Annotated in this window: 28 protein-coding genes and 1 other RNA gene; 10 read left to right on the top strand and 19 right to left on the bottom strand. The window is 63.0% G+C overall.

Going from position 1 to position 25,238, the window contains the following annotated elements:
* Positions 1 to 12: 12 nt before the first annotated feature.
* From EB230_RS06855 to EB230_RS06845, 3 genes are read left to right on the top strand one after another with little or no spacing between them, the layout of a single operon-like run.
* The gene (locus EB230_RS06855) at positions 13 to 405 is read left to right on the top strand and encodes a VOC family protein (protein WP_081295069.1); all 393 of its coding nucleotides are present in this window, start codon (positions 13 to 15) and stop codon (positions 403 to 405) included.
* 50 nt (positions 406 to 455) lie between these two features.
* On the top strand, positions 456 to 818 hold the full coding sequence (locus EB230_RS06850; RefSeq protein WP_056575343.1) for a hypothetical protein: 363 nt from the start codon (positions 456 to 458) through the stop codon (positions 816 to 818).
* Between the two features lie 25 nt (positions 819 to 843).
* Positions 844 to 1,311 carry an SRPBCC family protein gene (locus EB230_RS06845; protein WP_172371903.1) on the top strand — a complete coding sequence of 156 codons (468 nt, stop codon included), beginning with the start codon at positions 844 to 846 and terminating at the stop codon, positions 1,309 to 1,311.
* Positions 1,312 to 1,331: 20 nt separating this feature from the next.
* Here the strand turns inward: EB230_RS06845 and EB230_RS06840 are convergent, their stop codons facing one another.
* From EB230_RS06840 to ssrS, 4 genes are all read right to left on the bottom strand, one after another.
* Positions 1,332 to 2,099, bottom strand: coding sequence for a TerC family protein (locus EB230_RS06840; protein WP_056575337.1), 768 nt, complete (start codon positions 2,097 to 2,099; stop codon positions 1,332 to 1,334).
* 70 nt (positions 2,100 to 2,169) lie between these two features.
* Positions 2,170 to 2,994, bottom strand: coding sequence for a YmdB family metallophosphoesterase (locus EB230_RS06835; protein ID WP_056575335.1), 825 nt, complete (start codon positions 2,992 to 2,994; stop codon positions 2,170 to 2,172).
* Positions 2,995 to 3,064: 70 nt separating this feature from the next.
* Positions 3,065 to 3,652 carry a 5-formyltetrahydrofolate cyclo-ligase gene (locus EB230_RS06830; protein ID WP_172371902.1) on the bottom strand — a complete coding sequence of 196 codons (588 nt, stop codon included), beginning with the start codon at positions 3,650 to 3,652 and terminating at the stop codon, positions 3,065 to 3,067.
* Positions 3,653 to 3,747: 95 nt separating this feature from the next.
* Positions 3,748 to 3,903: non-coding RNA, 6S RNA (gene ssrS, locus EB230_RS06825), on the bottom strand.
* A 145-nt stretch (positions 3,904 to 4,048) separates the two neighbouring features.
* Here ssrS and EB230_RS06820 point away from each other — a divergent pair.
* The 4 genes from EB230_RS06820 (at position 4,049) to msrB (ending at position 7,131) form a co-directional block, all read left to right on the top strand.
* Positions 4,049 to 4,888 (top strand): MoxR family ATPase, encoded by an 840-nt coding sequence (locus EB230_RS06820; RefSeq protein WP_056575328.1) that lies wholly within the window; start codon positions 4,049 to 4,051, stop codon positions 4,886 to 4,888.
* A gap of 91 nt (positions 4,889 to 4,979) precedes the next feature.
* Positions 4,980 to 5,426 carry a GNAT family N-acetyltransferase gene (locus tag EB230_RS06815; RefSeq protein WP_172371900.1) on the top strand — a complete coding sequence of 149 codons (447 nt, stop codon included), beginning with the start codon at positions 4,980 to 4,982 and terminating at the stop codon, positions 5,424 to 5,426.
* A gap of 7 nt (positions 5,427 to 5,433) precedes the next feature.
* Positions 5,434 to 6,624, top strand: a complete 1,191-nt coding sequence (locus EB230_RS06810) for a VWA domain-containing protein (RefSeq protein ID WP_056575322.1) — start codon at positions 5,434 to 5,436, stop codon at positions 6,622 to 6,624.
* Positions 6,625 to 6,726: 102 nt separating this feature from the next.
* Positions 6,727 to 7,131 (top strand): peptide-methionine (R)-S-oxide reductase MsrB, encoded by a 405-nt coding sequence (msrB, locus tag EB230_RS06805; protein WP_056575320.1) that lies wholly within the window; start codon positions 6,727 to 6,729, stop codon positions 7,129 to 7,131.
* 71 nt (positions 7,132 to 7,202) lie between these two features.
* Here msrB and EB230_RS06800 read toward each other — a convergent pair whose 3' ends face one another.
* From EB230_RS06800 to EB230_RS06740, 13 genes are all read right to left on the bottom strand, one after another.
* Positions 7,203 to 7,511, bottom strand: coding sequence for a hypothetical protein (locus tag EB230_RS06800; protein ID WP_172371898.1), 309 nt, complete (start codon positions 7,509 to 7,511; stop codon positions 7,203 to 7,205).
* Between the two features lie 7 nt (positions 7,512 to 7,518).
* The gene (locus tag EB230_RS06795; protein WP_172371896.1) at positions 7,519 to 7,959 is read right to left on the bottom strand and encodes a hypothetical protein; all 441 of its coding nucleotides are present in this window, start codon (positions 7,957 to 7,959) and stop codon (positions 7,519 to 7,521) included.
* A 146-nt stretch (positions 7,960 to 8,105) separates the two neighbouring features.
* On the bottom strand, positions 8,106 to 8,366 hold the full coding sequence (locus tag EB230_RS06790; RefSeq protein WP_027053014.1) for a DUF2312 domain-containing protein: 261 nt from the start codon (positions 8,364 to 8,366) through the stop codon (positions 8,106 to 8,108).
* 163 nt (positions 8,367 to 8,529) lie between these two features.
* Positions 8,530 to 11,988 (bottom strand): pyruvate carboxylase, encoded by a 3,459-nt coding sequence (gene pyc / locus EB230_RS06785; protein ID WP_172371895.1) that lies wholly within the window; start codon positions 11,986 to 11,988, stop codon positions 8,530 to 8,532.
* A 281-nt stretch (positions 11,989 to 12,269) separates the two neighbouring features.
* Positions 12,270 to 13,385: a branched-chain amino acid ABC transporter substrate-binding protein gene (locus EB230_RS06780; RefSeq protein WP_056575311.1), complete on the bottom strand. Its 1,116-nt coding sequence runs from the start codon at positions 13,383 to 13,385 to the stop codon at positions 12,270 to 12,272.
* Positions 13,386 to 13,522: 137 nt separating this feature from the next.
* Positions 13,523 to 13,870, bottom strand: a complete 348-nt coding sequence (locus EB230_RS06775) for a DUF6867 family protein (RefSeq protein WP_056575307.1) — start codon at positions 13,868 to 13,870, stop codon at positions 13,523 to 13,525.
* A gap of 18 nt (positions 13,871 to 13,888) precedes the next feature.
* Complete coding sequence (locus EB230_RS06770) at positions 13,889 to 14,617, bottom strand: ABC transporter ATP-binding protein (RefSeq protein ID WP_056575304.1); 729 nt, start codon at positions 14,615 to 14,617, stop codon at positions 13,889 to 13,891.
* The gene (locus EB230_RS06765; protein ID WP_246738921.1) at positions 14,617 to 16,137 is read right to left on the bottom strand and encodes an ATP-binding cassette domain-containing protein; all 1,521 of its coding nucleotides are present in this window, start codon (positions 16,135 to 16,137) and stop codon (positions 14,617 to 14,619) included. The genes EB230_RS06770 and EB230_RS06765 overlap by 1 nt, the downstream gene beginning before the upstream one ends.
* Entirely contained in the window at positions 16,137 to 17,732 is a 1,596-nt protein-coding gene (gene livM, locus EB230_RS06760; RefSeq protein WP_056575299.1) for a high-affinity branched-chain amino acid ABC transporter permease LivM, read from the bottom strand. Before livM ends, EB230_RS06765 begins: the two co-directional genes overlap by 1 nt.
* 4 nt (positions 17,733 to 17,736) lie before the next feature.
* Complete coding sequence (locus EB230_RS06755) at positions 17,737 to 18,639, bottom strand: branched-chain amino acid ABC transporter permease (protein ID WP_056575296.1); 903 nt, start codon at positions 18,637 to 18,639, stop codon at positions 17,737 to 17,739.
* A 335-nt stretch (positions 18,640 to 18,974) separates the two neighbouring features.
* The gene (locus EB230_RS06750; RefSeq protein ID WP_056575294.1) at positions 18,975 to 19,976 is read right to left on the bottom strand and encodes a 4-hydroxyproline epimerase; all 1,002 of its coding nucleotides are present in this window, start codon (positions 19,974 to 19,976) and stop codon (positions 18,975 to 18,977) included.
* A 15-nt stretch (positions 19,977 to 19,991) separates the two neighbouring features.
* Positions 19,992 to 21,311 (bottom strand): FAD-binding oxidoreductase, encoded by a 1,320-nt coding sequence (locus EB230_RS06745; RefSeq protein WP_172371894.1) that lies wholly within the window; start codon positions 21,309 to 21,311, stop codon positions 19,992 to 19,994.
* 62 nt (positions 21,312 to 21,373) lie between these two features.
* Entirely contained in the window at positions 21,374 to 22,267 is an 894-nt protein-coding gene (locus EB230_RS06740; protein WP_065005505.1) for a dihydrodipicolinate synthase family protein, read from the bottom strand.
* Positions 22,268 to 22,336: 69 nt separating this feature from the next.
* Here EB230_RS06740 and EB230_RS06735 point away from each other — a divergent pair, with 69 nt between their 5' ends.
* Entirely contained in the window at positions 22,337 to 23,029 is a 693-nt protein-coding gene (locus tag EB230_RS06735; RefSeq protein ID WP_056575285.1) for a GntR family transcriptional regulator, read from the top strand.
* A gap of 7 nt (positions 23,030 to 23,036) precedes the next feature.
* On the opposite strand, the gene EB230_RS06730 is transcribed toward EB230_RS06735, so the two are convergent.
* Both EB230_RS06730 and EB230_RS06725 read right to left on the bottom strand, forming a co-directional pair.
* Positions 23,037 to 23,309 (bottom strand): hypothetical protein, encoded by a 273-nt coding sequence (locus tag EB230_RS06730; protein WP_081295016.1) that lies wholly within the window; start codon positions 23,307 to 23,309, stop codon positions 23,037 to 23,039.
* Between the two features lie 267 nt (positions 23,310 to 23,576).
* The gene (locus EB230_RS06725; RefSeq protein ID WP_056576460.1) at positions 23,577 to 23,900 is read right to left on the bottom strand and encodes a winged helix-turn-helix transcriptional regulator; all 324 of its coding nucleotides are present in this window, start codon (positions 23,898 to 23,900) and stop codon (positions 23,577 to 23,579) included.
* A 173-nt stretch (positions 23,901 to 24,073) separates the two neighbouring features.
* Between EB230_RS06725 and EB230_RS06720 the strand changes: the two genes are divergently transcribed.
* Complete coding sequence (locus EB230_RS06720; protein ID WP_056575278.1) at positions 24,074 to 24,403, top strand: nuclear transport factor 2 family protein; 330 nt, start codon at positions 24,074 to 24,076, stop codon at positions 24,401 to 24,403.
* The gene (locus EB230_RS06715) at positions 24,400 to 25,200 is read left to right on the top strand and encodes an SDR family oxidoreductase (protein ID WP_172371893.1); all 801 of its coding nucleotides are present in this window, start codon (positions 24,400 to 24,402) and stop codon (positions 25,198 to 25,200) included. Before EB230_RS06720 ends, EB230_RS06715 begins: the two co-directional genes overlap by 4 nt.
* Positions 25,201 to 25,238 lie beyond the last annotated feature (38 nt).

The following is a 25,238-nucleotide window of genomic DNA, read 5'->3' as shown; positions in this document are numbered from 1 at the left end:
AGGAGGCCCGTGGTGATCAGAGTAACACCGTTCCTGATGTTCGAGGGCAAGGCCGAAGAGGCAATGACCCTCTATTGCGAGACCATTCCCGGCAGCAGCGTCGTTGACGTCACGCGCTATGGCGCCGGCGAGGACGGCCCGCAAGGAATGCTCAAACTGGCGCGCGTCTCCATCGCCGGCCTGGAGGTCACGGTCTACAACAGCCCCGTGCATCACGCCTTCACGTTCACGCCTTCGGTCTCGCTGTATGTGGATTGTTCCTCGGAGCAGGAATTGAACGCCATTGTCGAGGTCCTGGCAAAGGATGGCGGATTCCTTATGCCGCCGGACAATTACGGATTCAGCCGCCGATTCGCCTGGCTGAACGACCGGTTCGGCGTCTCCTGGCAGATCAATCTGCCATAACCGCCTTAGGGCCGAGGGGACCGGCAGCACCTGAACACACGGAGCCAGCAATGACCCCAGGGATAACCGGCGGCATCAACATCGCCATGAAAGTGCCGCCTCATCAGTTCGAGGCAACGGTCGCCTTTTACCGCGACGTCATCGGCCTGAAGCCGTTCACCGCCAAGGCACCCGCCATCGGCTTCGAGCTCGGCCCCATCAGGCTGTGGATCGACGAGGCGCCGATGCTGAGCCAGGCCGAGGTGTGGCTGGAACTTTTCACCGACGATTTTGCCGCCGCCGCCGCGCACCTCGCCGGAGCCGGCGTCGTGCGTTGCGATGCCATCGAACCGTTGGGGGAGGCTTTCCGTGGTGGCTGGATCACCAATCCCGCCAACATTATTCACATGGTGCGTGAACCCGATGCCTGGTGAGCACCGAGCTTGAAAGGAAATCACCATGGACATTCATGACACGCCAACGGCCGAAGCAGGCATGCTGATCCGGCGACCGGTCGCCGAAGTCTTCGAGGCTATCGTCGATCCGGCCATCACCACCAAATTCTGGTTCACCCACGGCAGCGGCCGGCTGGACAGCAGCAAGGAGGTTCGCTGGGAATGGCGCATGTATGGCGTCTCGACGACAGTCCATGTCAGCGAGATCGTCCGGGACGAGAAAATCGTCATGACATGGAGCGACCCGCCGACCACGGTGGTCTGGACGTTCACCGCGATGCCTGATGAGGCGACCTTTCTCGAGGTCCGCAACTTCGGCTTCGCTGGCACGGGCGACGAACAGGTGAAAGAAGCGATCGGCTCGACCGGCGGCTTCACACTGGTGCTGGCTGGCGCTAAGGCCTGGCTGGAGCAGGGCCTGACGCTGGGCCTGATCGGCGACCGTCATCCGAAGGGTGCGCCGGGACATTAGCCCGTCCCGGCGCGCCGGCCTCAATGCCCGTCGCCGGATTTCGCTTTCTTGCGCCGCCGTGCCAGCATGTTGAGCCCCTCGACCAGCGCCGAGAAACCCATCGCCGCGTAGATGTAGCCCTTCGGCACATGGTAGCCCATGCCATCGGCGATCAGCGTCATGCCGATCATCAACAGGAAGCCCAGCGCCAGCATGACGATGCTGGGGTTGCGGGCGATGAAGTTGGCCAGCGGCCCCGCCGCCAGCATCATCACGGTGACGGCCACGATCACCGCGATGTACATGATGGCGATCTCGTCGGTCATGCCGACGGCGGTGATGATGGAATCGATCGAGAAGACCAGATCGAGCAGCAGGATCTGGAAGATGGCGCCGGCCAGCGAGATCTTGAGCGTCTCGCCCAGCATCGTGTCCTGATGGTCGTCCGGGTCGACGGTATGATGGATTTCCTTTGTCGCCTTCCACACCAGGAAAAGGCCGCCGGCGATCAGGATAAGGTCGCGCCAGGAGAAGCCATGGTCGAATGCGGTGAACACCGGCGTCGTCAGCTGGACGATGACCGAAATGGTGGCCAGCAGCACCAACCGCATGACCAGTGCCGCCGATATGCCGAGCCGGCGGGCGCGGGCCCGTTGCGCTTCCGGCAGCTTGTTGGTGAGGATCGAGATGAAGATCAGATTGTCGATGCCGAGCACGATCTCGAGCACCACCAAGGTCAGCAACGCGACCCAGGCCGTTGGATCGGATACAAAGTGAAAATGCGGCGCCAGGAACTCAATGAGCTGCATGGAGGTCGTCCCCTCTACGATCTAGAGCAGTGTCGCCGGCAGTTAGGTACTACAAACCTCTATATCAATGTCACGACCAGAAAGACGGAGCCGTTTCTTCAAGTCTTGGCCCGCGACGAAACGGCGCGATCTTTTCTGTCAGGCCCGTGCGGTCGGAAATAGTCACGCCGACACCGCACAATGTTGCAGGTCCAGTCGCAGCCTCGAAGCGGCCTTTCGGCACTTTCGACAGGAACCGGTTGAGCGGCTCCTCCTTGTCCATGCCGAGCGAGGAATCATAATCGCCGCACATGCCGGCGTCGGAAATGTAACCCGTGCCGCCGTTGAGGATCTGATGGTCGCCGGTCGGCTGGTGGGTATGGGTGCCGACGACGAGGCTGGCGCGGCCGTCGACGAAATGCGCGAAGCACATCTTCTCCGAGGTCGCTTCGGCGTGGAAGTCGATGACCACCGCATCGGCCTGCTCGCCGAGCGGACAGGCGGCAAGCTCGCGCTCGCCAGCCTGGAACGGATCGTCGAGCTCCGGATGCATGAACACCCGGCCCATGATGTTGGCGACCAAGACCCTGGCCCCGCTCCTGGCGATATAGACGCCGGATCCGCGCCCCGGCGTGCCCCTGGGAAAATTGGAGGGGCGCAGGAAGCGCTCTTCGCGCGGCGCGAAGGCGAGCGCGTCGCGCTGGTCCCAGACATGGTTGCCCGTGGTCACGACATCGGCGCCGGCCGCGATCGTCTCGCGAAAGATCTCCTCGGTGATGCCGAAACCGCCGGCGGCGTTCTCACCATTGACGATGACGAAGTCGAGTTTGAAATCCGAGATCAGGCCAGGCAGTTGTTCCCACACCGCCGTGCGTCCCGTTTTTCCAACCATGTCTCCGAGGAAGAGAAGTCTCATATGATCCCGCACCGAAAGTCAGCGAAGCAAAAGCTGCATGACATCCGCGAAAAGATCATGCCTCCATTATCTACAATTTCGGCGCGAAGCGGCGCAACCCGTTCTCTGTGAGTATTTCCGGGATGACGACGTCGTGAGGCTCATCCGGAACCTGCGGAACTTCCTGGCAGTCGAAGGCGATGCCGATCAGACGGGGCGTGTGCCCCTTGTCGACGAGCTTCGCGATGGCGCGGTCGTAGTAGCCGGCGCCATAGCCGATGCGGTGGCCGCGCGCATCGAACGCGGCGAGTGGCACAAGCATCACTTCGGGATCAAGCACCTCGGCCTCTTCATGGGGCCCAACCGTGCCGAAGCCCATGTCCACCATCGGCGCGCCGCGAACCAGCTCGCGAAAGACGATCGTGGTCTTGTCGAGAATGGCCGGCAGGCAAAGTCTCGCGCCCTTTTCGCGCAAGGCGAACATCAACGGCCTGACGTCGACTTCCGAACGCATCGGCCAGAAGCCGGATACGATCTGGCCGGGCTCGATAGCGAGATGATCGCGCGCCGTCTCGGCCATTTCGAGCGCTGCCTCGACCCGCCAGAATTCATCGAGCGCGTCGCGGCGTCCAAGCGCTTCGCGCCGCAGCTGTTTTTTCAGGTCTTTGAGAGATGTCATGCGCGGACGATAGAAAAGGCCGGATAGGGATGGCGTTTTAGGAGCGACGTTTTCTACCGCACCATCCACCGGAACGCATGGGCGCATGCGGGAAGTGACGATCCACGCAACCGGTGGAGAGAGCGATCCCGGGAACCTACAAAGTAGGTGGGCGCCGTGTGAGAAAACCCACGGGTCTTCCCAGGGACAGCTCCCTAAGGATCGTTAAGGCCCCGGGGAAAATGTTCTCCTGCCGGGAAGCGCAGACCGTCACACCCAATATAGGCCGATGGTCCCCTAAGCGCCAGAGAGCTGCCACTCTTTCCGTGCCGGGCTCGCGACGTCGCATCGCCGCCCCACTCTTGCGCAGGCCGAGCCGCCTCCTTACGGTCGCCCGGAATGAACGAAGGAGCAAAAATGCGTTTCGAAGGCACGGCGGCCTATGTCGCCGACAAGGACCTGATGGTGGCCGTCAACGCGGCGATCGCGCTGGAACGGCCCCTGCTGGTCAAGGGCGAGCCCGGCACCGGCAAGACCGAGCTTGCCCGCCAGGTGGCATCAGCCCTCGGCCTCGACCTCATCGAATGGCACGTCAAATCGACGACGCGGGCGCAGCAGGGTCTTTACGAGTACGACGCCGTGTCGCGGCTGCGCGACAGCCAGCTCGGCGATGCCAGGTTCAACGACATCAAGAACTACATCAAGCGCGGCAAGCTGTGGGAAGCGTTCGCGGCCGGCAAGAAGGTCGTGCTTTTGATCGACGAGATCGACAAGGCCGACATCGAATTCCCCAACGACCTTTTGCAGGAACTCGATCGCATGGAGTTCTTCGTCTACGAGACCGGCGAGACCATACGCGCCGCCGTCCGCCCCATCGTCATCATCACCTCCAACAACGAGAAGGAGCTGCCAGACGCCTTCCTGCGCCGCTGCTTCTTCCATTACATCCGCTTTCCCGACGTCGACACGCTGCACAGGATTGTCGACGTCCACTATCCCGGCATCAAGCAGAACCTGGTGCGGGCGGCCCTCACCCAGTTCTACGAGATCCGCGAGGTACCGGGGCTGAAGAAGAAGCCTTCGACCTCCGAGGCGCTCGACTGGATCCGCCTGCTGGTCGCCGACGACATCGCGCCCGAGGACTTGCGCGCCGACCCCAAGAACGCGCTGCCCAAACTGCATGGCGCGCTGCTGAAGAACGAACAGGACGTCCATCTGTTCGAGCGGCTGGCCTTCATGGCCAGAAGGCAGCAATAGGCAGGCCGCGACAGCGCTTTTCCCTGCTGTGGACCGTTGCTGCCGGCAGGACAGGAAGGCAGCTTCGGCCAGAACCCTTCGGAGGAATGAAATGTCTGAGATTATCGTCCGCCCGCTCGCGCAGTCCGACCACGCCGACTGGAAGCGCCTGTGGACCGACTACCTCACCTTCTACGAAACCAAGCTGCCGGAAGAGGTCTACGCCGTCACCTGGAAGCGGCTGTTCACGGCAGGCGAATTCGAGCCGAAGGGTTTTATCGCCACGCTCGACGGCAAGGCGGTCGGCCTCACCCACTATCTCTACCACCGCTCAGGCTGGTCGGAGAAAAACAACTGCTATCTGCAGGACCTGTTCGCCGACCCGGACGTGCGCGGCAAGGGCATCGGTGCGGCGCTTATCAAGGCGGTGAAGGACGCGGCGGAAAAAATCGGCGTCAAGAATGTCTACTGGATGACGCACGAAACCAACACCACCGCGCGCAAGCTCTATGACCATGTCGCGCGTCGCACCGGCTTCATCGAGTATGATCTGCTATAGATAGAAGATGTTCATCCCCTTCTTCCTCGAACTGAAGGCAGCGCGTGTTCCCGTCTCGCTGCGGGAATATCTGTCGCTGCTGGAAGGATTGGAAGCCGGGCTGGTCGACTATGACGTCGAGGGTTTTTATTACCTTGCCCGCGCCGCCCTGGTGAAGGACGAGCGCCATATCGACCGCTTCGACCAGGTGTTCGCGCATGTCTTCAAGGGCATCGAGGCGCTGGGCGGTCCGGATGCGGTCGACGTCGCCAATATTCCCGAGGAATGGCTGCGCCGACTCGCCGAAAAACACCTGACCGAAGAAGAGAAAAAGCTGGTCGAGGCGCTCGGCGGCTTCGAAAAGTTGATGGAGACCTTGAAGCAAAGGCTCGAGGAGCAGAAGGGCCGCCACCAGGGCGGCTCGAAATGGATCGGCACCGGCGGCACCTCACCTTTCGGCGCCTACGGCTATAATCCCGAAGGCGTGCGCATCGGCCAGCACGAAAGCCGCAACCGCCGTGCCGTGAAGGTGTGGGACAAGCGCGAGTTCCGGAATTTCGACGATGCCGTGGAACTCGGCACCCGCAACATCAAGATCGCGCTGAAGCGGCTGCGCCGCTGGGTGCGCGAGGGCGCCGAGGAGGAATTCGACCTGCCCGGCACCATCCACGCCACCGCCGAGCACGGCTATCTCGACGTGCAGACGCGGCCCGAGCGGCGCAATGCCGTGAAACTGCTGATGTTCTTCGATGTCGGCGGCTCGATGGACGACCATATCAAGAGCGTGGAGGAGCTGTTTTCGGCGGCACGAGCCGAATTCCGCCAGCTCGAATATTTCTATTTCCACAACTGCCTCTACGAAGGCGTGTGGAAGGACAACCGGCGCCGCCATGCCGAGGTGATTTCGACCTTGGACCTGCTCCACAAATACGGTCCGGACTACAAGGTGATCGTCGTCGGCGACGCCTCGATGAGCCCCTATGAAATCGCCCACCCGGGCGGTTCGGTCGAGCACTGGAACCCGGAGGCCGGAGCCGTCTGGCTCGGCCGCCTGCTGCAGCAATGGCCGAACGCGGTATGGCTCAATCCGGAGAACCAGAAGAACTGGGGCTACACCCATTCGATCGCGATGATCCGCGACATCTTCGGCGGCCGCATGTTCCCGCTGACGCTGGCCGGGCTTGAAGCCGCGACGAAGCAGCTTTCTCGGAAACATTGATCTTGTCGAAAGTCCGCCGCTGGGCGAACCTGTAACAAATGCCTATGTTGATGCGAATATGAGCTGCAACCAATAACGAGCCGCCAAGGCTGAGGAGATTAAATGGACACCCACACCTACCCTGTCACCCGCACCGATGCCGAATGGCGCGCCCGGTTGACGCCGGAGCAGTATGCGGTCATGCGCAACCACGGCACCGAGCGTCCCGGAAGCTGCGCCCTTCTCCACGAGAAGCGCGCCGGCACCTTCTTCTGCGTCGGCTGCGACCAGCCGCTGTTCGAATCCAAGCTGAAGTTCGAAAGCGGCACCGGCTGGCCGAGTTTCAACGACCCGGTACCGGGTTCGATCGAGACCACGGTCGACCGCAGCTACGGCATGGTCCGCACCGAATGCCACTGTGCTCGCTGCGGCAGCCATCTCGGCCATGTCTTCGAGGACGGCCCGCCGCCGACCGGCCTGCGCTACTGCATCAACGGCGTGGCGCTGACCTTCGAGCCCGCGGCCTGAACGATATCCTGCAGCTTTCGGCAAGGGCGGCTTCGGCCGCCCTTTTCGTACGCGCTCAACTGACTATCGCCTCAGACGACAACCGTCGCGATCAGCCAGAGCGCCGAGCCCAGCATCATCAACAATGCCTTGGTGCCTGATGTCTCGGCCGTCCGCCAGACCGCTATGGTGAGAAAGATGTTGTAGGGCACCGGTGCGAAATGCACCGCCAGCACGAGGCCGAGCGGCATCTTCAGCCCCAGCAGGATCAGCGCTGCCGCGGACGATGAAATGCTGATCCCCGTCCCGACCATCAGCATGTCGCGCCAGAACAGCCGGTCGATCGGCACCTGGCCAAGCCAACGCGAGCGGAAGAAGGACCTGACGCCGTCCTGGGACACCGGCGCCCTACCCCTGCCCGAGCACTTCGGCGACGGCGCGCTCGACACGCGAGCATTCGGTCACCAGCCAGTCGGTCATCGCCGGCCAGTTATCCTCGGCAAAGCAATTGACCCGCCACATCGAATTGATGCCGAGGCCCTCGCAGCTTTGTTCCGGCCGGAGCTTCAGCCTGGCTTCGATCGCCGGTTGGAACGGCTTCAGCCGTGACCAGCTGTGCGTCGCGCCGAACTTCTCGTTGCGGCCGAAGAAGACGCCGACATGGTTCTGCGCCGGCGCGACATACATGGAAATGACCAGGGCGAAGTCGGGCAACCCGCGCTGCCAGAACCAGGGCCCGCGCCGTGCCAGCCGGGCTCTTTCTTCCGGATGCCGCTCAGCGAACAGCGTCCAGAAGCCGCGATGGCGGAATTCCGAGGCGCGGCGGCCGCCGAAGTCGAATTCGCTCATGGTTCAAACCAGATCTCCTGCAGGCGCATCGGGCTCCGGGCGGCCAAAGCAATTCCAGGAAACGTGTGAAACGGTTTCCCCTGGGAATTGCGTCGACAAAGAGATAGGCAGTTCGCCGTTTGCGTGAAACGGAGAACGCTCTGGTCCTACTCCATGCCGAGCGCGGCCATGTACAGATCGAGGATGGCGTCCTCTTCCTGGCGTTCGGCCTGGTCCTTCTTGCGCAGACGGATGATGGTGCGTATCGCCTTGGTGTCGAAGCCGGTGCCCTTGGCCTCGGCGAACACCTCCTTGATGTCGTCGGCGATCGTCTTCTTTTCTTCCTCGAGTCGCTCGATGCGCTCGATGAGGGCACGCAGCTGGCCGGCGGCAACAGTCTGGCTGGTCTCGGTGATATCGTCGGCCATGTTCTTCTCCAAGGATTGTTTCTGCGCCGCGACTCGCAAAGTTGCCGGCAGCGAATTTCAGCGGTTCGATGCCCGACCGAGGGCGGCGGGTCAAGCCGTTATCGAACAGCCCGCCAAGGGCTGCCGACAGAAGCCGACAGCCTGGCCGCGCTTTCGCGAGCTCTCAGTTAAAGGCGATCAGCAGATCCTTGGCATCGATCTGGTCGCCGGCCTTGACCAGCACCTCGGCGACGGTACCGTCGCGCTCGGCATGCAGAGCTGTCTCCATCTTCATGGCTTCGATGGAGAGCAGCACGTCACCCGCCTTCACCGCCTGGCCGGTCGTGACGGAAAGGGCGGAGACCACGCCCGGCATCGGCGCGCCGACATGCGCCTCGTTGCCCGGCTCGGCCTTGCGCCGGGCCTTGGCGGCGGAAGCGCCATGCGCCCGGTCAGGCACCTTCACGCGACGCGGCTGGCCGTTGAGTTCGAAGAACACGGTGACCATGCCCTTCTCGTCGACATCGCCGATGGCGAGGCAACGCACGACCAGCGTCTTGCCTTTCTCGATGTCGATAAAGATCTCGTCTTCGGATTTCATGCCGTAGAAATAGGTCGGCGTCGGCAGGACGCTGACCGGGCCGTAGGTCTCTTGCGCGCCGGCAAAGTCGGTAAAGACCTTCGGATACATGAGCCACGAGGCGAACTCGTATTCCGACAGCTTGCGCTCCAGCTTCTCCTCGATTTCCTTGCGGCTGGCCTTGAGGTCGGCCGGCTTGAGCAGCGATCCGGGCCGCGCCGTGATCGGCTTGTCGCCCTTCAGCGCCTTCTTCTGCAGCGCCGCCGGCCAGCCCCCCGGCGACTGGCCGAGATCGCCGCGCAGCATCGAGACGACCGAGTCCGGGAAGGCGATATCCCTGGCCGGATTCTCGACATCGGCGACAGTCAGGTCCTGGCTCACCATCATCAGCGCCATGTCGCCGACGACCTTGGACGACGGCGTCACCTTGACGATGTCGCCGAACATCAGGTTGACGTCATGATAGGTCTGCGCCACCTCGTGCCAGCGTGTCTCCAGTCCGAGCGAACGCGCCTGTTCCTTGAGGTTGGTGAACTGTCCGCCCGGCATTTCGTGCAGGTAGACTTCCGAAGCCGGCCCTTTCAGGTCGCTTTCGAAGGCGGCATACTGGTTGCGCACCGCTTCCCAGTAGAACGAGATCTTGCGGATCCATTGCGGATCGAGGCCCGGGTCACGCTCGGTGCCCTTCAGCGCCTCGACGATCGACCCCAGGCAAGGCTGCGATGTGTTGCCGGAGAAGGCATCCATCGCCGCGTCGATGGCGTCGACGCCGCTCTCCACCGCCGCCAGCACGGTCGCCGCCGACAGGCCCGACGTGTCATGGGTATGGAAATGGATCGGCAGGTCGGTGGCCTCGCGCAGCGCCTTGAACAGCACGCGCGCCGCCGCCGGCTTCAGCAGTCCGGCCATGTCCTTGACGGCGATGATGTGGGCGCCGGCGGCCTGCAGTTCGCTCGCCAGCCCGACATAATATTTCAGGTCGTACTTGGCCCGCGCCGGGTCGAGAATGTCGCCGGTGTAGCACATCGCCGCTTCGATCAGCTTGCCCTCGGCGCCGACGGCGTCCATGGCGACGCGCATATTCTCGACCCAGTTCAGGCAATCGAAGACGCGGAACAGGTCGATACCGCCGCTCGCCGCCTGCTTGACGAAATGCTGCACGACATTGTCGGGATAGTTGGTGTAGCCAACACCGTTGGCGCCGCGCAGCAGCATCTGCAGCAAAAGGTTGGGGGCCGCCTCGCGCACCAGCGAGAGCCGCTCCCACGGATCCTCGGTGAGGAAGCGCATGGCGACGTCGAAGGTGGCACCGCCCCAGCATTCGAGCGACAGAAGCTGCGGCAGGGCGCGCGCATAGGTGCCGGCGATGCCGGCGATGTCGTGTGTGCGCACGCGCGTGGCCAGCAGCGACTGGTGGCCGTCACGCATCGTCGTGTCGGTGACCAGCACCTCTTTCTGTTCGCGCATCCAGGCGGCGAATTTCTCCGGCCCGAGCACGTCGAGCTTCTGCTTGCTGCCGCCGGGCACATTGCCGTTGAGGTAAGGTACGACCGGTGCGGCCGCATCGGCCTTCGGCATCGGCCGGCCGCGCGTCTCGGGATGGCCATTGACGCTGACATCGGCCAGGTAGTTGAGCAGCTTGGTCGCGCGGTCCTGGCGCTTGACCTGCTGGAAAAGCTCCGGTGTCGTGTCGATGAACTTGGTCGTATAGGAATTGTCCGCGAAGCTCGGGTGGTTGATGATCGCTTCGAGGAAGGTGAGGTTGGTGGCGACGCCGCGGATGCGGAATTCGCGCAGCGCGCGGTTCATGCGGGCAATCGTCTCGGCCGGTGTTGGCGCCCACGCCGTCACCTTCTCCAGCAGCGGATCGTAGAAGCGGGTGATGACCGCGCCTGAATAGGCGGTGCCGCCATCGAGGCGGATGCCGAAGCCGGTGGCACCGCGATAGGCGGTGATGCGGCCATAGTCCGGAATGAAATTGTGCTCGGGATCCTCGGTGGTGATGCGGCACTGCAGGGCATGGCCATTCAGCCTGATGTCCCTCTGCGCCGGCACGCCCGATTGCGGTGTGCCGATGGCGAAGCCGTCGAGGATGTGTATCTGCGCCTTGACGATGTCGATGCCGGTCACCTGCTCGGTGACGGTATGCTCGACCTGGATGCGCGGATTGACCTCGATGAAATAGAATTTTCCGGTATCGGCATCCTGCAGGAACTCGACCGTGCCGGCACCGATATAGCTGGTTTCGCGCGCGATCTTCAGCGCATGGCCGCAAAGCTCCTCGCGCTGCGACATTTCGAGATAGGGAGCGGGCGCCCGTTCGACGACCTTCTGGTTGCGGCGCTGGATCGAGCAGTCGCGCTCGAACAGGTGCACGACATTGCCGTGCGTGTCGCCAAGCACCTGCACCTCGACATGGCGGGCGCGTTCGATCAGCTTTTCGAGATAGACCTCGTCCTTGCCGAAGGCGGCCTTGGCCTCGCGCTTGCCTTCCGTGACTTCGCGGGCGAGATCGGCCTCGGACCGGATGGCGCGCATGCCGCGTCCACCGCCGCCCCACGAGGCCTTCAGCATCACCGGATAGCCGATCTCCTTGGCCAGTTTCTTGACCGCCTCCATATCGTCCGGCAACGGATCCGTGGCTGGGATCACCGGCACGCCGACCTCGATGGCGAGGTTGCGCGCCGCGACCTTGTTGCCAAGGCGGCGCATCGTGTCCGGCTTCGGGCCGATGAAGGTGATGCCGGCTTGCGCGCAGGCTTCGGCGAATTCGGGGCTTTCGGACAGCAGCCCGTAGCCCGGGTGAATGGCATCGGCGCCTGAAAGCCTGGCGACGCGGATCACTTCCTCGATCGACAGATAACTCTCGATCGGCCCCATGTCCTTGTTGAGATGCGGGCCGCGCCCGACCTGGTAGCTTTCGTCGGCCTTGAAGCGGTGCAGCGAATATTTGTCTTCCTCGGCCCAGATCGCCACGGTTTTGAGGCCCAGTTCGTTGGCCGCGCGAAAGACGCGGATGGCGATTTCTGACCGGTTGGCGACGAGGATCTTCGTGATTGCCAAGGACTGGGCTCCAGTAGCGGAAGGGACGGGAAATCGGTGCAATGATTAGCGTGAAAATGCTGCAGTGCAAACAAAATCAATGCTGATTTAAACCGATTTAAATCAATTATCCGGCCAACACTCGCACGCCTTGGCCCGAACCGGCGGAACAAGGGCGACAATTCCAATCCTGGATGCGCTCTGGCCCGGCGAAGAAGAAGGTCATCGGCCGCTGCGGAGCGCCAAAGAAAATGCCCGGCGCAACGCGCCGGGCATCATGGATATCAGACTGCTGGAGCAGCTTATTTCGGGAACCAGGAATACTTTCCGTCGTCCTTCTTCTTCCACTCGTACATGATGTAGCCCGGCAGCTTCGGGTCGCCCTTGGCGTCATAGGCAAGATCGCCCAGAACGGTCGGGTACGGTCCGTTTTCATGCAGTGCCTTGGCAACAGCCTGCGGGTCGTTCGACTTGGCGTTGGTGGCAGCCTCGGCGATCGCCTGCACGGCGGCATAGGCGTAGAGCGTGTAGGCTTCAGGCTCGAAGCCCTGCGCACGGAACTTCTCGACGAGTTCCTTGTTGGCCGGGATCAGGCGCGGGTCGGGGCCGAACGTGTTGAGCGTGCCGGCGACGGCGTCGCCCGCGATCGCGGCAAGTTCGTCGGTGACGATGCCGTCACCCGACATCAGCGTGGCCTTGAGGCCCTGGTCCGCGGACTGGCGGATGATCAGGCCGGCTTCGGTGTGCAGGCCACCCCAGTAGATCAGGGTAACGCCGGCTTCCTTCATCTTGGCGATGAGCGCCGAGAAGTCCTTGTCGCCGACATTGACGCCTTCATACATCACTTCCTTGACGCCGGCGGCATTCATCGCCTTCTTGGTTTCGTCGGCGAGGCCCTGGCCGTAAGGCGTCTTGTCGTGCACGACGGCGACCTTGGCATCCTTGAAATTCGCCGCGATATAGGCGCCGGCGATGCCGCCCTGCTGGTCGTCGCGTCCGCAGGTACGGAACACGTTCCACAGGCCACGCTCGGTGAACTTCGGATTGGTCGCGGCCGGCGTGACTTCGACGATGTTGTTTTCAGCGTAGACTTCCGAGGCCGGGATCGAGACGCCCGAGTTGAAGTGGCCGACCACGAACTTGACGCCGTCGCCGACGAACTTGTTGGCGACCGAGATACCCTGCTTCGGATCGGAGACGTCGTCGCCGACTTCGAGCTTGATCTGCTCGCCATTGATGCCGCCCTTGGCATTGATTGCGGCGACGGCCGCTTCGGCGCCCTTCTGCAGCTGTGCGCCGAAGGCCGCGTTCGGACCGGTGATCGGACCGGCGACGCCGAACAGGACATCAGCCCACGCATTGCCGCTGAACGCGACCAGCGCGGTCAGGGCAACGGCGGACAAAAGTGACTTTTTCATTTAAACGCTCCCATTAACGGAGTGGGCGTGGATGAAGCTTTCATGCGATGCCCACCCTTATCGCAGAAAGCATAGTTTGCCGATTTTCAGGCACTTGTCACGCCGATTCATCCCTGACGCGGCGTTATTGATGAGCCTCAACCTTTCGGTTTCCAGCTCAAGATTGAAGCTCTTTCGTAGAGCCAATTATACTGTGTGACCATCTGGTTGGTTCGTGTGTATTGATAGCCGACGAAGCCCAGTATCATCAGTACGATGGTGTCGACGATATAGTAATGCAGCGAGAACATCGTGCCGTTGAACAGCGCATGGTGGATGAAGCGGATGCCGATGCCGAGCCCGAGCACATAAGCGAACAGCTGGATGAAGCTGCGCCATGTCTGGGCGCTGGCCTTGCCGGTCATCCAGGCTGCCCAGCCGCCGAGCAGGCAGGTGACGAAGAAGAACTGCCAGATCGACGGTTCCTCATAGAGAATGCCTTGCATGGTGAGGACTCCTGAAACTCAGTGATGTCCGCCTTCGAGATAGGCGGCGCGCACTTCCGGATTGGCGAGCAGTTCCTTGCCTGTGCCGCTCATCGTCACATTGCCGTTGACCATGACATAGCCGCGCGTGGCGAGCTTCAGCGCGCCGAAGGCGTTCTGCTCGACGAGGAACACGGTCAGCCCTTGGGTGCGGTTCAATTCGCGGATGGCATCGAATATCTGCTTGACGATCAGCGGCGCCAGCCCCAGCGACGGCTCGTCGAGCAGAAGCAGTTTCGGCCGCGCCATCAGCGCGCGTCCGATCGACAGCATTTGCTGCTCGCCGCCCGACAGCGTGCCGCCGCGCTGGGCGATGCGCTCCTTCAGCCGCGGGAACAACGTGAACACCTTCTCGACGTCCTCGTCATAGTGCTTGAGGTTGTCGAGGCTGGCGCCCATTTGCAGGTTTTCCATCACCGTCATGCGCGGGAAGATGCGCCGGCCTTCGGGTGATTGCGCGATGCGCATGCGCGCGATTTCGTGCGTCGGCATCTGGGTGATGTCCGTGCCGGCGAAGGTGATGGTGCCCGTGCGGGCGCGCGGAGCCCCAAAGATGGTCATCATCAGCGTCGACTTGCCGGCGCCGTTGGCGCCGATCAGCGCCACGATCTCGCCCTCATTGACGGAGACATCGACGCCGTTCAGCGCCCGGATGTTGCCGTAGTAGGTCTCAACGCCCTTGATATCGAGCAGCCTTGTCCCGGCCATTATTTGCCCCCTCCACGCTTGCTCGACACAGGTTTGGCCGCCGCCTTCCCCGAAGCCGCATTTGCGGTCTTCGAAGCCGCACTGGCACTCTTTGCCGAAGCATGGCTGGTCGCCACCTTGCCCGCGTCGACACGGCGCGAGAATTCCGTATCCTTGCCCCGACCGAGCAGCTTGGCCTGCTTGACCCACTCCTCGCGCGCTATGCGCCCGTCGAAGGCGAGATAGGCTTCGGCCGCCTCGACATCGGCCTTCTTCCAGGCGCCGATCTGGTCGAAGTGGAAGATGCCGTGTTCGTTGAGCTTCTTCTCGTTGACCGTGCCGATGCCCTTGATGCGGGTCAGATTGTCCGCCTTGCCGCCGCGAGGGGCGGCAAGGCGGTTCGAAATGCCTTCAGCCTTCGCCGCGGGCGCCTTGGCGGCGGTTTTCTTCGGTGCGGCCTTCGTCGCTCCGGCCTTCGCGGCCGGCCTTGATGGTGTCCCGACCGGTTTGCTCGCCACGGTGGCCGCGCGGGCATCGACCTGCGCCGCCTTCGAGGCGCCCTTCGACACAGTGACGCGCTCGCCGTCGCTGTGTCCGACGGTGTCGGTCACCGGTCCTGCCAGGTAGGACGACGATGTCCCCGGGCCATGCGCGGCATCCGGTCCAATGTCGAGCTGCTCGATGACGTCCTCGTCGCCGACCTCGGTCAGCACGGTCTCGACCTCCTCGTCGTCAACGCCGAGATAGGCGGCGATGACGCGCGGGTCGGTGCGCACCGACTGCGGATTGCCGTCGGAGATCTTGCGGCCGTATTCAAGCACCACGACGTGGTCGGAAATCTGCATGACCACCGACATGTCGTGCTCGATCAGGAGGATCGAGGTGCCGGTCGTATGCTTGATGTCCATCAGGAGTTCATTGAGTGCAGCCGATTCCTTCGGATTGAGGCCGGCCGCCGGCTCGTCGAGGCACAGAAGCTCGGGCCCGGTGCACATGGCACGCGCGATTTCGAGACGCCGCTGCGCGCCGTAGGGCAGGTCGCCGGCCGGATCGTCGGCCCGGTCGACGAGATCGGCCTTCTCGAGCCAGTGCCTGGCCAGGTCCACCGATTCGGCCGAGGCCTTGCGGTAGCCGCTGAAGCCGAACAGGCCCAGGATGGTATAGCCCGATGCCTTCATCAGCTTGTTGTGCTGGGCGACCAGAAGGTTCTCCAGCAGCGTCATGCCCGAGAACAGGCGGATGTTCTGGAAGGTACGCGCCACCTTGGCGCGCGCCGGGATCTCATGGTTGGGCAAACGTTCGAGCAAATAGCTCGAACCGTCGGCACGGTTGAGCGTGATCATGCCTTCCGACGGCTTGTAGAAGCCGGTGATGCAGTTGAACACGGTGGTCTTGCCGGCGCCGTTGGGGCCGATCAGCGCCGTGATCTCGCCGCGCCTGGCGGTGAAGGACAGGTCGCCGATGGCGACCAGGCCGCCGAACTTCATCGACAGATGATCGACCTGCAGGATGGCTTCTTTCATTTGCGTGGTCGCATTCATCAGCCGTGGCCCTCCTTGGTGAAGGAGCTTGAGACAGCTCTTCGTTCCTTGAGGAAGGCGGTTGGTTCACGACTGCCGACGAAGCCGCGCGGCTTCCACAGCATGACGATGACCATGGCCATGCCGAACAGAAGCATGCGGTAGAGTTCCGGGGTGAAATCAGGCCCGAAGACCTGCTTGAGGAAGTCGAGTTCGCGCAGCGCCTCGGTGCCGCCGATCATCACCATCGCGGCGACCGCGATGCCGACCAGCGACCCCATGCCGCCGAGCACGACGATGGCCAGGATGATTGCCGATTCCAGGAAGACGAAGGATTCGGGGCTGACGAAACCTTGCCGCGCGGCGAAGAACGAGCCGGCGAACCCGCCGAACATGGCGCCGGTGGCAAACGCCGTCAGCTTGGTCGTCGTCGTGTTGATGCCGAGCGAGCGGCAGGCGATCTCGTCCTCGCGCAGCGCTTCCCAGGCACGGCCGACAGGCATGCGCCGCAGCCGGATCGTGACGAAGGCGGTGAGCAGCGCCAGCGCCAGGATGAGGTAGTAGAGAAAAATCTTGTAGTAGGCGCTCGAGGTCGCGAGGTGCAGAACCTTGGCGATGTAGTTGGGGTCCGAAACGTTGAAGGTCATCAGGCCGAAGAAGGTGACTTTCGGAATGCCAGAAATGCCGGCCGAGCCGTTGGTGACGTCGCGCCAGTTGATCAGCACCAGGCGGATGATCTCACCGAAGGCCAGCGTCACGATCGCCAGGTAGTCGCCGCGCAGGCGCAGCACCGGGAACCCGAGCAATACCCCCCACAGCGCCGCCATGGCGCCCGCGGCCGGCAGGAGAATCCAGAACGACAGGCCGAAATGCGTGGCGAGCAGCGCATAGGCATAGGCGCCGACCGCGTAGAAGGCGACGTAGCCGAGGTCGAGCAGGCCGGCGAGGCCGACGACGATGTTCAGTCCCCAGGCCAGCATCACATAGATCAGGATCTGGATGCCGAAATTGTCGACCCATTTCAGTGAGCCCTGCAGCCCGGTGGCGACAGACCACGACATAAGCGACAGCACGGCGACGACAAGAATCGGATAGAGCACCAGCGCGGCAATGCCGAGCTTGGTGAAGTTGGCATGGATGAAGCCACGGAAGTAGTAGATCACGCAGGCCAGCGCATAGATGACCGCCAGGGCGCGCAGGAATTGCAGGTAGCCCGCTGGTTCCGCTCCCACCCATCCGGCGAGCGAGCTGTTGAACACGAACAACAGCACCGCCGCGACGATGGCCCCGATGAAGGCCGGCAGCGTGAAGAAACGCGACGCCACGCTGGCCGGCAACAGGCCGGTGGCTACGTTGGCGATCTTCTGGTTGGCCATGAAGGGTTGGCCATAGGCGACATATAGGAAGCGTCCGACCGCGGTCGCGATGACCACGGCGGCGAGCAGGCCCCAGCGCTGCACTACGACCAGTTCGTTGGACATGTTCTGGTCGGTTCTGAGTCCGATGAACAGCACGAACAGGCCAAGCGCGATGGCGCCGGCATAGAAGGCCTCGCGCAATGCGCGCGGCACGGGGTTGGCGACGGTGTCGCGGTCGGGAGAAACGGTCACGGCCATGGTCTCAGACCTTTTCGACTTCTGGCCGGCCCAATATGCCGGAAGGCAGGAAGATCAGCACGATGGCCAGGATCGAGAACGCCGCCACGTCCTTGTAGTCGATCGAGAAATAGGCCGACCACATGCTCTCGATGAAGCCGATCAGCAACCCGCCGAGCACGGCACCGGGAAGCGAGCCGATGCCGCCAAGCACCGCCGCGGTGAATGCCTTCACCCCCGGGACGAAGCCGTCGGAGAAGGCGATGACGCCGTAATACATCAGGAACAGCGTGCCGGCGACGGCGGCAAGGGCCGCGCCCATGATGAAGGTGATCGAGATCGTGCGGTCGACGTCGATGCCGAGCAGCGCGGCCATCTTGCGGTCCTGCTCGCAGGCGCGCTGGGCGCGCCCCAGCGAGGTCCTGTTGACCAGGTACCAGAACAGCACCAGAAGCAGCGCCGTGACGACGACGATGATGATCTGCTTGAGCGACACGCTGACGCCGTTGATGTTGTAGACCTGGCTGACCATCGGCGGGATCGGCTTGTTGCGCGGGCCTTGCGTGACCTGGACGAAGTTTGACAGGGCGATCGACATGCCGATGGCGGTGATCAGCGGCGCCAGCCGGAACGAACCGCGCAGCGGCCGGTAGGCCACCTTCTCGATCGTCCAGTTATAGAGGCTGGTGAGCAGCATCGCCACGATCATCATGACCAGCAGCGCGACGACCACGGGCACCGAATAAAACAGCGCGCCGAGGATGAGGAAGACGATCAGCGCCGTGAAGGCGCCGACCATGAAAATGTCGCCATGGGCGAAATTGATCATGCCGATGATGCCGTAGACCATCGTGTAGCCGATCGCGATCAGCCCATAGATCGATCCCAGCGTCAGCCCGTTGATAAGCTGCTGGACAAAGTACTGCATGTGTACATGGCTCCCCTGGAATGTCGCCCATGCAGACGCATTCCTTTTCGTATTTCCCCTAGTCGTAAAGTTTCGAGCCCGGATTGCAACGTGATTTTTTTGATCGCCCCGCGTGTTTCCGATTCACGTCGTTCCGACCGCCCATTCTTTGCACCCGACCCTGGACTATCGCGGACCCTATCATTGGCATAACGCAATGTCCTTGATGATTCAGACGTATAATGCGCTCCGTTTCGAAGAAACCGCCGTCAAAATTAGGCGATGGGACGAATCGTTGCGTTTCTGACAGCGTTCGTTCTTTTGCCACACACCTTTCCGCAAGGGCAGGATTCCTCCTACTTGACAACAAAACCATGCGCGAACGGATCGCGGTCGTCGATGAAGATCGTGTTCAGTCCAGTCATCCGTGCCCAGCCTCCGATCGAGGGAATGATTGCCGGCTTGCCGGCCACGGTGACCTCCTTTTCGACCTTGCCCTTGAACAGCGAACCGATGATCGATTCATGCACGAAGGCATCGCCGGCCTTCAGCTTGCCCTTGGCATGAAGTTGCGCCATGCGCGCCGAGGTGCCGGTGCCGCACGGTGAGCGGTCGATCGCCTTGTCGCCGTAGAAGACGGCATTGCGGGCATCGGCCCCTTCCACCGTCGGCTCGCCCGTCCACAGCATATGCGAGAGCCGGTTGATGCCGGGGTTTTCCGGATGCACGAAGGTGTATTTCTCGTTGAGCCGTTGCCGCACCACCGGGCTCCAGGCGATAAGGTCGCCGGCCGAATAGTCCGCCATGTCGCGAAAGTTCTTCTGCGGCTCCACGATGGCGTAGAAATTGCCGCCATAGGCGACATCGACGGTGATCTCGCCGAGCCCGGGACATTCGACCGTCAGGCCTTCGGCATGGAGGAACGACGGTACGTTGGTGATGCGCACCTCTTCGACATATTCGCCGACCTGTTTGTATTCGGCGATGACCAGGCCGGCAGGCGTGTCGAGCCTCAGCACACCTGGCGTCTTCGGCTTGATCAGCCCGTGTTCGATCGCCATCGTCACCGTGCCTATGGTGCCGTGGCCGCACATCGGCAGGCAGCCGGAGGTTTCGATGAACAGGATCGCGATGTCGCAATCCTCGCGCGTCGGCGGATAGAGGATCGAACCCGACATCACGTCATGGCCGCGCGGCTCGAACATCAGGCCGGTGCGGATCCAGTCATATTCGGCGAGGAAGTGCGCGCGCCTTTCCATCATGGTCGAGCCGGCGAGCAGCGGGCCGCCGCCCGCGACCAGCCGCACCGGATTGCCGCAAGTGTGGCCGTCGATGCAGAAGAAGGATTTCTTGGCCATGTCGCTCCTCGAAAATCAAAACCGTTGTGGGCTGAAAGGGGCCAGATCAACCGGCGGAGTCTGCCCCAGGACGAGCTCCCGGATCAACCGCCCGGTCGCCGCCGCCTGGGTCAGGCCGAGATGGCCGTGGCCGAAGGCATAGACAACCGACCGGCCTCCCGCCGCCTTGCCGATGACAGGCACCGAATCCGGCAGTGAGGGCCGGAACCCCATCCATTCGCGGCCGCCGGACGGGTTGAGCCCCGGCAGGAATTGCTGCGCCTTCCGCAACAGCGCTTTCGACCGGTTGAAATTGGGCGGCCGCTCGATACCGCCGAGTTCGACCGCGCCGCCGACGCGCAGGCCCGTTTCGAGCGGCGTGATGACGAAGCCATGGCCCGAGAAGATCAGTTGCCGCCTCACGTCGAAGGCGTTCCGCGGCAAGGTCGTGTTGTAGCCGCGCTCGGTCTCCAGCGGGATGCGGTCGCCGAGCTGCCGTGCCAAGAGATGCGACCAGGCGCCGGCGGCGACGACGAGCTGCCTGGCTTGCCGGCTCGTGCCGTCGGCCAGTGTCAGTGTCGCGCCATCCTGGTCCGTCGCCACGCGGTCGATGCGCGCCATTTCAAAACGGGCACCCCTGGCCTCGGCGTAGGCCCATATCGCCTTGCCGAGCAACTTTGGATCGGCGACCGTCTTCCAGCCCGGCACGAAGGTGCCCTTGATGAAGCGCGGTGAAAGGCCCGGCTGCAGATCCGCCAGACTTTCGCCCTCGACATGGCGGAAGCCGATGCCGAAACGTTCGCGCGCCGCCCAGCCCGGCAGCGAGGCGCGGAACTCGGCCTCGCTTTCATAGAATTCGAGCGAACCAGCCTCGCGCAGCATGCGCCTTGTACCGGAACGGTCGAGCAGGCCCATCCATTCCGCTTCGGCGAGCTTCATCATGCCGGCCTGGGCGGCGAGGCTGGCCTCGTATTTCGCCGGTGCGCCGGCGCGCCAGAAGCGGATCAGCCAAGGCAGCAGCTTCGGCAGGTAGGCGGGTGGAATGCTGAGCGGGCCGAGCGGATCGGCCAGCCATTTCGGCAGATTCTTGATCATGCCCTTGTGCGCCAGCGGCAGCACGTCGGAGAAGGCAAAGGCGGCGGCATTGCCGGAACTCGTTTCCTCGCAGATCCCGGTGCGGTCGAAGACCGTTACGTTTCGCCCTGCCTCGGCAAGGAAGGCCGCCGCGCAGATGCCGATGATGCCGCCGCCAATGATGGCGATGTCTTCCGCTTCCCCCCGCTCACGGGGAGAAGGCGCCCGAAGGGGCGATGAGGGGCGGGGCGCCTCGTCTGAAGATTTGGAATTTCCCTGCACGTCGATGCTGCCTCTCCCCTGACCGCGACCATCTTCCCCCGGTGAACAGGAGAAGAAAGCCCTCAGAACCGCGGCAGCTTCGGACGAACCGCCAGAGCGTCCTTGATGATCTTCTCGACCGCCTTGCGGCGCTCGCCCGACAGGGGCTGGCGCGGCATGCGCACACGGTCATTGGTGTGGATGGCGAAGACTTCCGCGAGCTTGATGTTCTGCACCAGATAGGTCGAGACGTCGAGGTCGAGCAGCGGCCGGAACCAGCGGTAGATGGCGAGTGCCTCCTCGCGGCGGCCCTGCTTCATGAGCTGATAGATGGCGACGGTCTCGCGCGGGAACGCGGTGACCAGGCCGGCCACCCAGCCGATGGCGCCGACCGACAGTGCCTCGAAAGCCAGATTGTCGACACCGGTGAACAGGTCGTAACGGCTGCCCAGGCGGTTGATGATCTCGGTCGAGCGGCGGATGTCGTCGGAGGATTCCTTGATGGCGACGAAGCGCTTGTCGGATGCCAGCTCCTCCATCTGATCGACGGTAACGTCGACACGGTAGGCAAGGCGATTGGAATAGATCATGACCGGCAGGTCGCCAGCTTCGGCGACGGCGCGCAGCGCCGCGACCGTCTCTTCCGCATTGGTATGGTAGATCGGGCTCGGCACCACCATCAGGCCGTTTGCGCCTTCCTTGGCGGCGCGCTTGGCGATGCTGGCCGCCTCGCGTGTACCCGCCTCGTTGACCGTCAGCAGCACCGGCTTCTTGCCGGCGACTTTCTGCGCGGTCTTCAGCACCTCGATCTTCTCGTCATGCGACAGCATCGGCCCTTCGCCGAGCGAGCCGCAGACGATGATGCCATCGCAGCCGGCCTCCATCTGCAGGTTGAAGCAGCGCTCCATCTCGGCGTGATCGAGCCGATCGTCGGCGGTGAACTTGGTCGTGACTGCGGGGAAAACTCCGGTCCACATAGCTATCTCTCCATCTGATATATCAGTCGTATATCTATTAAGAAAGCCGCTGTCAATGCGGAATCCATTATGATATATTCTAGATATATCAGGAGACCGCCTTTGATATCCATCGAACCAGGATCAACATCCGAGCCGGCCGCGACAAAGGCCTACCGCGTGCTCGAGCATATGATCGTCACGCTCGAGCTGGCGCCTGCCAGCTTCGTCACCGAGGGCGCGCTCATCGAAAGGCTGGCGCTCGGCCGCACGCCGGTGCGCGAAGCGATCCAGCGGCTGGCCTGGGAAGGGCTGCTCGACGTCAGGCCACGCGCCGGCATCGCGATCGCACCGCTGCATCCCGGCGACTGGTTACGCGTTCTCGACGCCCGGCGCGGCGTCGAGGTGGTGCTTGCCCGCTCGGCCGCACGCTTCGTCACCCGCGAGGCCGCCGACCTGTTTCACGAGGCGGCGCTGGCCATGCAGAAGGCGGTCATATCAGGCAATGTGCTTGCCTTCGTCCAGGCCGACAAGGCGCTCGACGAAGCCCTGGCGCTGGCCGCCGACAATCCGTTCGCCGCCCGCCTGGCCGCGCCCCTGCAGACCCACAGCCGCCGCTTCTGGTTCCGCTACAAGGCGGATACGGGCCTGGCCGAGTCAGCCGAGCATCACGTCGCGCTGATCCGCTCGATCCTGGACGGCGACGAGGAGGCCGCGGCCAAGGATGCCAAGCGGCTCATGGCTCTGCTGCGCGGCCATGCCGAGACGGCGGCGACGCGCTGAACGGCGATCAGATCCCTTGCGCGGCGGCCATGGCGGTATTCTCCCATCCATCACCGGTCGCGAAGATACAGCTTCGGCCGTTCACATCGGTCACCAGCATGGACCAGGTCCCGCTCGCCGAAACATAGATCTCGACAATGGCGGCCTGGCCGACAACACCGTAGCCGATCTGCTTCTGTTGAAAGGCCCGCGCCAGTCCCGCGACGAGGTCGCTGTGGCCGCCGCAGATAAACTGCGCCTGCGCCGACAGCGTCGACAGCGCCAGCGCGGCGCCGATCACGGCTATCCTGATCCATCGAAATGAAAATTCGTGTGCCATTTGGCACCTCCTTCGCCTTGGCGTTCCGGCAAAGGGAGGCACATGGGGCAGCCTCAATTCACCGGAACGCTCCAGGCCGGATTCGACGTCTTCATCACGTCACTCCTTCTGGTTTCCGGTCTGTCGTCAGGGACCTTTATCATTCCCTGGAATCGATATGGTGAGGTCCCGATCCGAAAACAAGCGTCATTTCGGAGCTCGCGGCGCATTGCAGGCCGGCGACCTGCGTCAAGCTTCCGCAGGGTCGCGGAGTGCCGCCCATTTCAACAAGGCGTCGAGGGCCGGGCACAGGGCCTGGCCCCAATCGGTCAGGCAGTACTCGACCTTTGGCGGCACCTGGTGGTGCACGATACGGCGCACGATGCCGTCGCTCTCCATCTGTCGCAACTGCTGGATCAGCATTTTCTGCGAGATCGCCGGGATAGCCCGTTCGAGGTCGGAAAAGCGCAGCACCTTGCCGCCGAACAGGTGAAACAGGATCACCAGCTTCCAGCGGCCCTCGAGGATACGCAGCACATTCTCGACGCCGCTCGCCGCCGACAACGGCGTCAGCGTCTCGGACTTGCTTTCGGTCACAACCTTGCTTTCGGGCCCAACCTTACTTTCGGGTAAGTACCTTACTTTTTCGTCGGTTCTTGTCATTTCACCAGCATATCTCATTTTAGAAGCCGGACAAGCGCCGCCAGCCTCCGCCAGCGGCGGCAACCCGCACCGGAGACGACACCATGACCGCAAACCTTCCGCAGCCGCTGGCCAACTATTTCGCCGCCAAGAACAGGCATGACATCGATGCCATGCTGGCGCCCTTCGCGTCCGACGCCACGGTCAAGGACGAAGGCGAAACCCATCGGGGTCCGGCCGCCATCCGCGGCTGGATGGAGGAGACGACACGCAAATACCGGGTGACCGTCGAGGTCGCCGACGCGACGGTCCGTGGCGATGCATGGCGGATCGCCGGCATCGTCTCAGGCAATTTCCCAGGCAGCCCTGCGACGCTCCACTATGTCTTCACGCTGGCCGGCGACCGGATCGCGCGGCTGGAGATCGGCGCATGACCATCGTCCAGAAATTTGCGTTCGACGACCGGGAATTTGCCGGGAAGCGCGTTCTGGTCACCGGCGGCACCAAGGGCGCCGGCGAAGCCATCGTGCGCAGGCTTTCGGCGGCAGGCGCGATCGTTCTTACCACTGCCCGCTCAGCGACCGAAGCATCATCGCAGAAGCTGTTCGTGCAGGCCGATGTGAGTACCTTGGCGGGTACCGAGACAGTGGCCGCGGCTATAATGAAGCAGCTTGGTGGCATCGACATCATCGTGCACAGCGTCGGCGGTTCGAAGAGCCCCGGCGGCGGATTTGCCGGATTGACCGATCAGCTCTGGCAGGACGAGCTCAGCCTCAATCTGCTCGCGGCGGTGCGGCTCGATCGCTTGCTGATTCCCGGCATGATCGAGCAAGGCGCGGGCGTGATCATTCACATATCGTCGATCCAGCGCCGCCTGCCGCTGCACGAATCCACCATCGCCTATGCGGCGGCCAAGGCAGCCCTTTCAACCTACAGCAAGGCGTTGTCCAAGGAACTTGGCCCGAAAGGCATCCGGGTCAACAGCGTGGCCCCGGGCTGGATCCACACCAGCGCATCGGAAGCCATGGTGAAGCGGCTGGCATCCCACTCGGGTTCGGATGAGGCAACCGCCCGCCAGGGCATCATGGATGCGCTGGGCGGCATCCCGATCGGCCGGCCGGCATGGCCGCAAGAGGTCGCCGAACTGGTGGCTTTCCTCGTCTCCGACCGCGCCTCGGCGATCCACGGCACCGAATACGTCATCGATGGCGGCACGATTCCAACGGTGTGATGTCATGCAAAAAGGGCGCGACAAAAGCCGCGCCCTGA

Source organism: Mesorhizobium sp. NZP2234 (assembly GCF_013170765.1).
GTDB lineage: Bacteria > Pseudomonadota > Alphaproteobacteria > Rhizobiales > Rhizobiaceae > Mesorhizobium > Mesorhizobium loti_D.
Note: the sequence above shows the minus strand (reverse complement) of the source record. Positions and strands in the feature narration are given on the sequence as shown.

Bases quoted from the DNA above. Each gene is read 5' to 3' on its own strand.
- EB230_RS06795 (WP_172371896.1), bottom strand. From the start codon at position 7,959: ATGAGCGAATTCGACTTCGGCGGCCGCCGCGCCTCGGAATTCCGCCAT.
- EB230_RS06750 (WP_056575294.1), bottom strand. From the start codon at position 19,976: ATGGCCAAGAAATCCTTCTTCTGCATCGACGGCCACACTTGCGGCAAT.
- EB230_RS06775 (WP_056575307.1), bottom strand. From the start codon at position 13,870: ATGCAAGGCATTCTCTATGAGGAACCGTCGATCTGGCAGTTCTTCTTC.
- EB230_RS06845 (WP_172371903.1), top strand. From the start codon at position 844: ATGGACATTCATGACACGCCAACGGCCGAAGCAGGCATGCTGATCCGG.
- msrB (WP_056575320.1), top strand. From the start codon at position 6,727: ATGGACACCCACACCTACCCTGTCACCCGCACCGATGCCGAATGGCGC.
- EB230_RS06735 (WP_056575285.1), top strand. From the start codon at position 22,337: ATGATATATTCTAGATATATCAGGAGACCGCCTTTGATATCCATCGAA.
- EB230_RS06810 (WP_056575322.1), top strand. From the start codon at position 5,434: ATGTTCATCCCCTTCTTCCTCGAACTGAAGGCAGCGCGTGTTCCCGTC.
- EB230_RS06850 (WP_056575343.1), top strand. From the start codon at position 456: ATGACCCCAGGGATAACCGGCGGCATCAACATCGCCATGAAAGTGCCG.
- EB230_RS06755 (WP_056575296.1), bottom strand. From the start codon at position 18,639: ATGCAGTACTTTGTCCAGCAGCTTATCAACGGGCTGACGCTGGGATCG.
- EB230_RS06820 (WP_056575328.1), top strand. From the start codon at position 4,049: ATGCGTTTCGAAGGCACGGCGGCCTATGTCGCCGACAAGGACCTGATG.
- EB230_RS06715 (WP_172371893.1), top strand. From the start codon at position 24,400: ATGACCATCGTCCAGAAATTTGCGTTCGACGACCGGGAATTTGCCGGG.
- livM (WP_056575299.1), bottom strand. From the start codon at position 17,732: ATGGCCGTGACCGTTTCTCCCGACCGCGACACCGTCGCCAACCCCGTG.
- EB230_RS06780 (WP_056575311.1), bottom strand. From the start codon at position 13,385: ATGAAAAAGTCACTTTTGTCCGCCGTTGCCCTGACCGCGCTGGTCGCG.
- EB230_RS06720 (WP_056575278.1), top strand. From the start codon at position 24,074: ATGACCGCAAACCTTCCGCAGCCGCTGGCCAACTATTTCGCCGCCAAG.
- EB230_RS06740 (WP_065005505.1), bottom strand. From the start codon at position 22,267: ATGTGGACCGGAGTTTTCCCCGCAGTCACGACCAAGTTCACCGCCGAC.
- EB230_RS06835 (WP_056575335.1), bottom strand. From the start codon at position 2,994: ATGAGACTTCTCTTCCTCGGAGACATGGTTGGAAAAACGGGACGCACG.
- EB230_RS06830 (WP_172371902.1), bottom strand. From the start codon at position 3,652: ATGACATCTCTCAAAGACCTGAAAAAACAGCTGCGGCGCGAAGCGCTT.
- EB230_RS06770 (WP_056575304.1), bottom strand. From the start codon at position 14,617: ATGGCCGGGACAAGGCTGCTCGATATCAAGGGCGTTGAGACCTACTAC.
- EB230_RS06840 (WP_056575337.1), bottom strand. From the start codon at position 2,099: ATGCAGCTCATTGAGTTCCTGGCGCCGCATTTTCACTTTGTATCCGAT.
- EB230_RS06815 (WP_172371900.1), top strand. From the start codon at position 4,980: ATGTCTGAGATTATCGTCCGCCCGCTCGCGCAGTCCGACCACGCCGAC.
- EB230_RS06790 (WP_027053014.1), bottom strand. From the start codon at position 8,366: ATGGCCGACGATATCACCGAGACCAGCCAGACTGTTGCCGCCGGCCAG.
- EB230_RS06765 (WP_246738921.1), bottom strand. From the start codon at position 16,137: ATGAATGCGACCACGCAAATGAAAGAAGCCATCCTGCAGGTCGATCAT.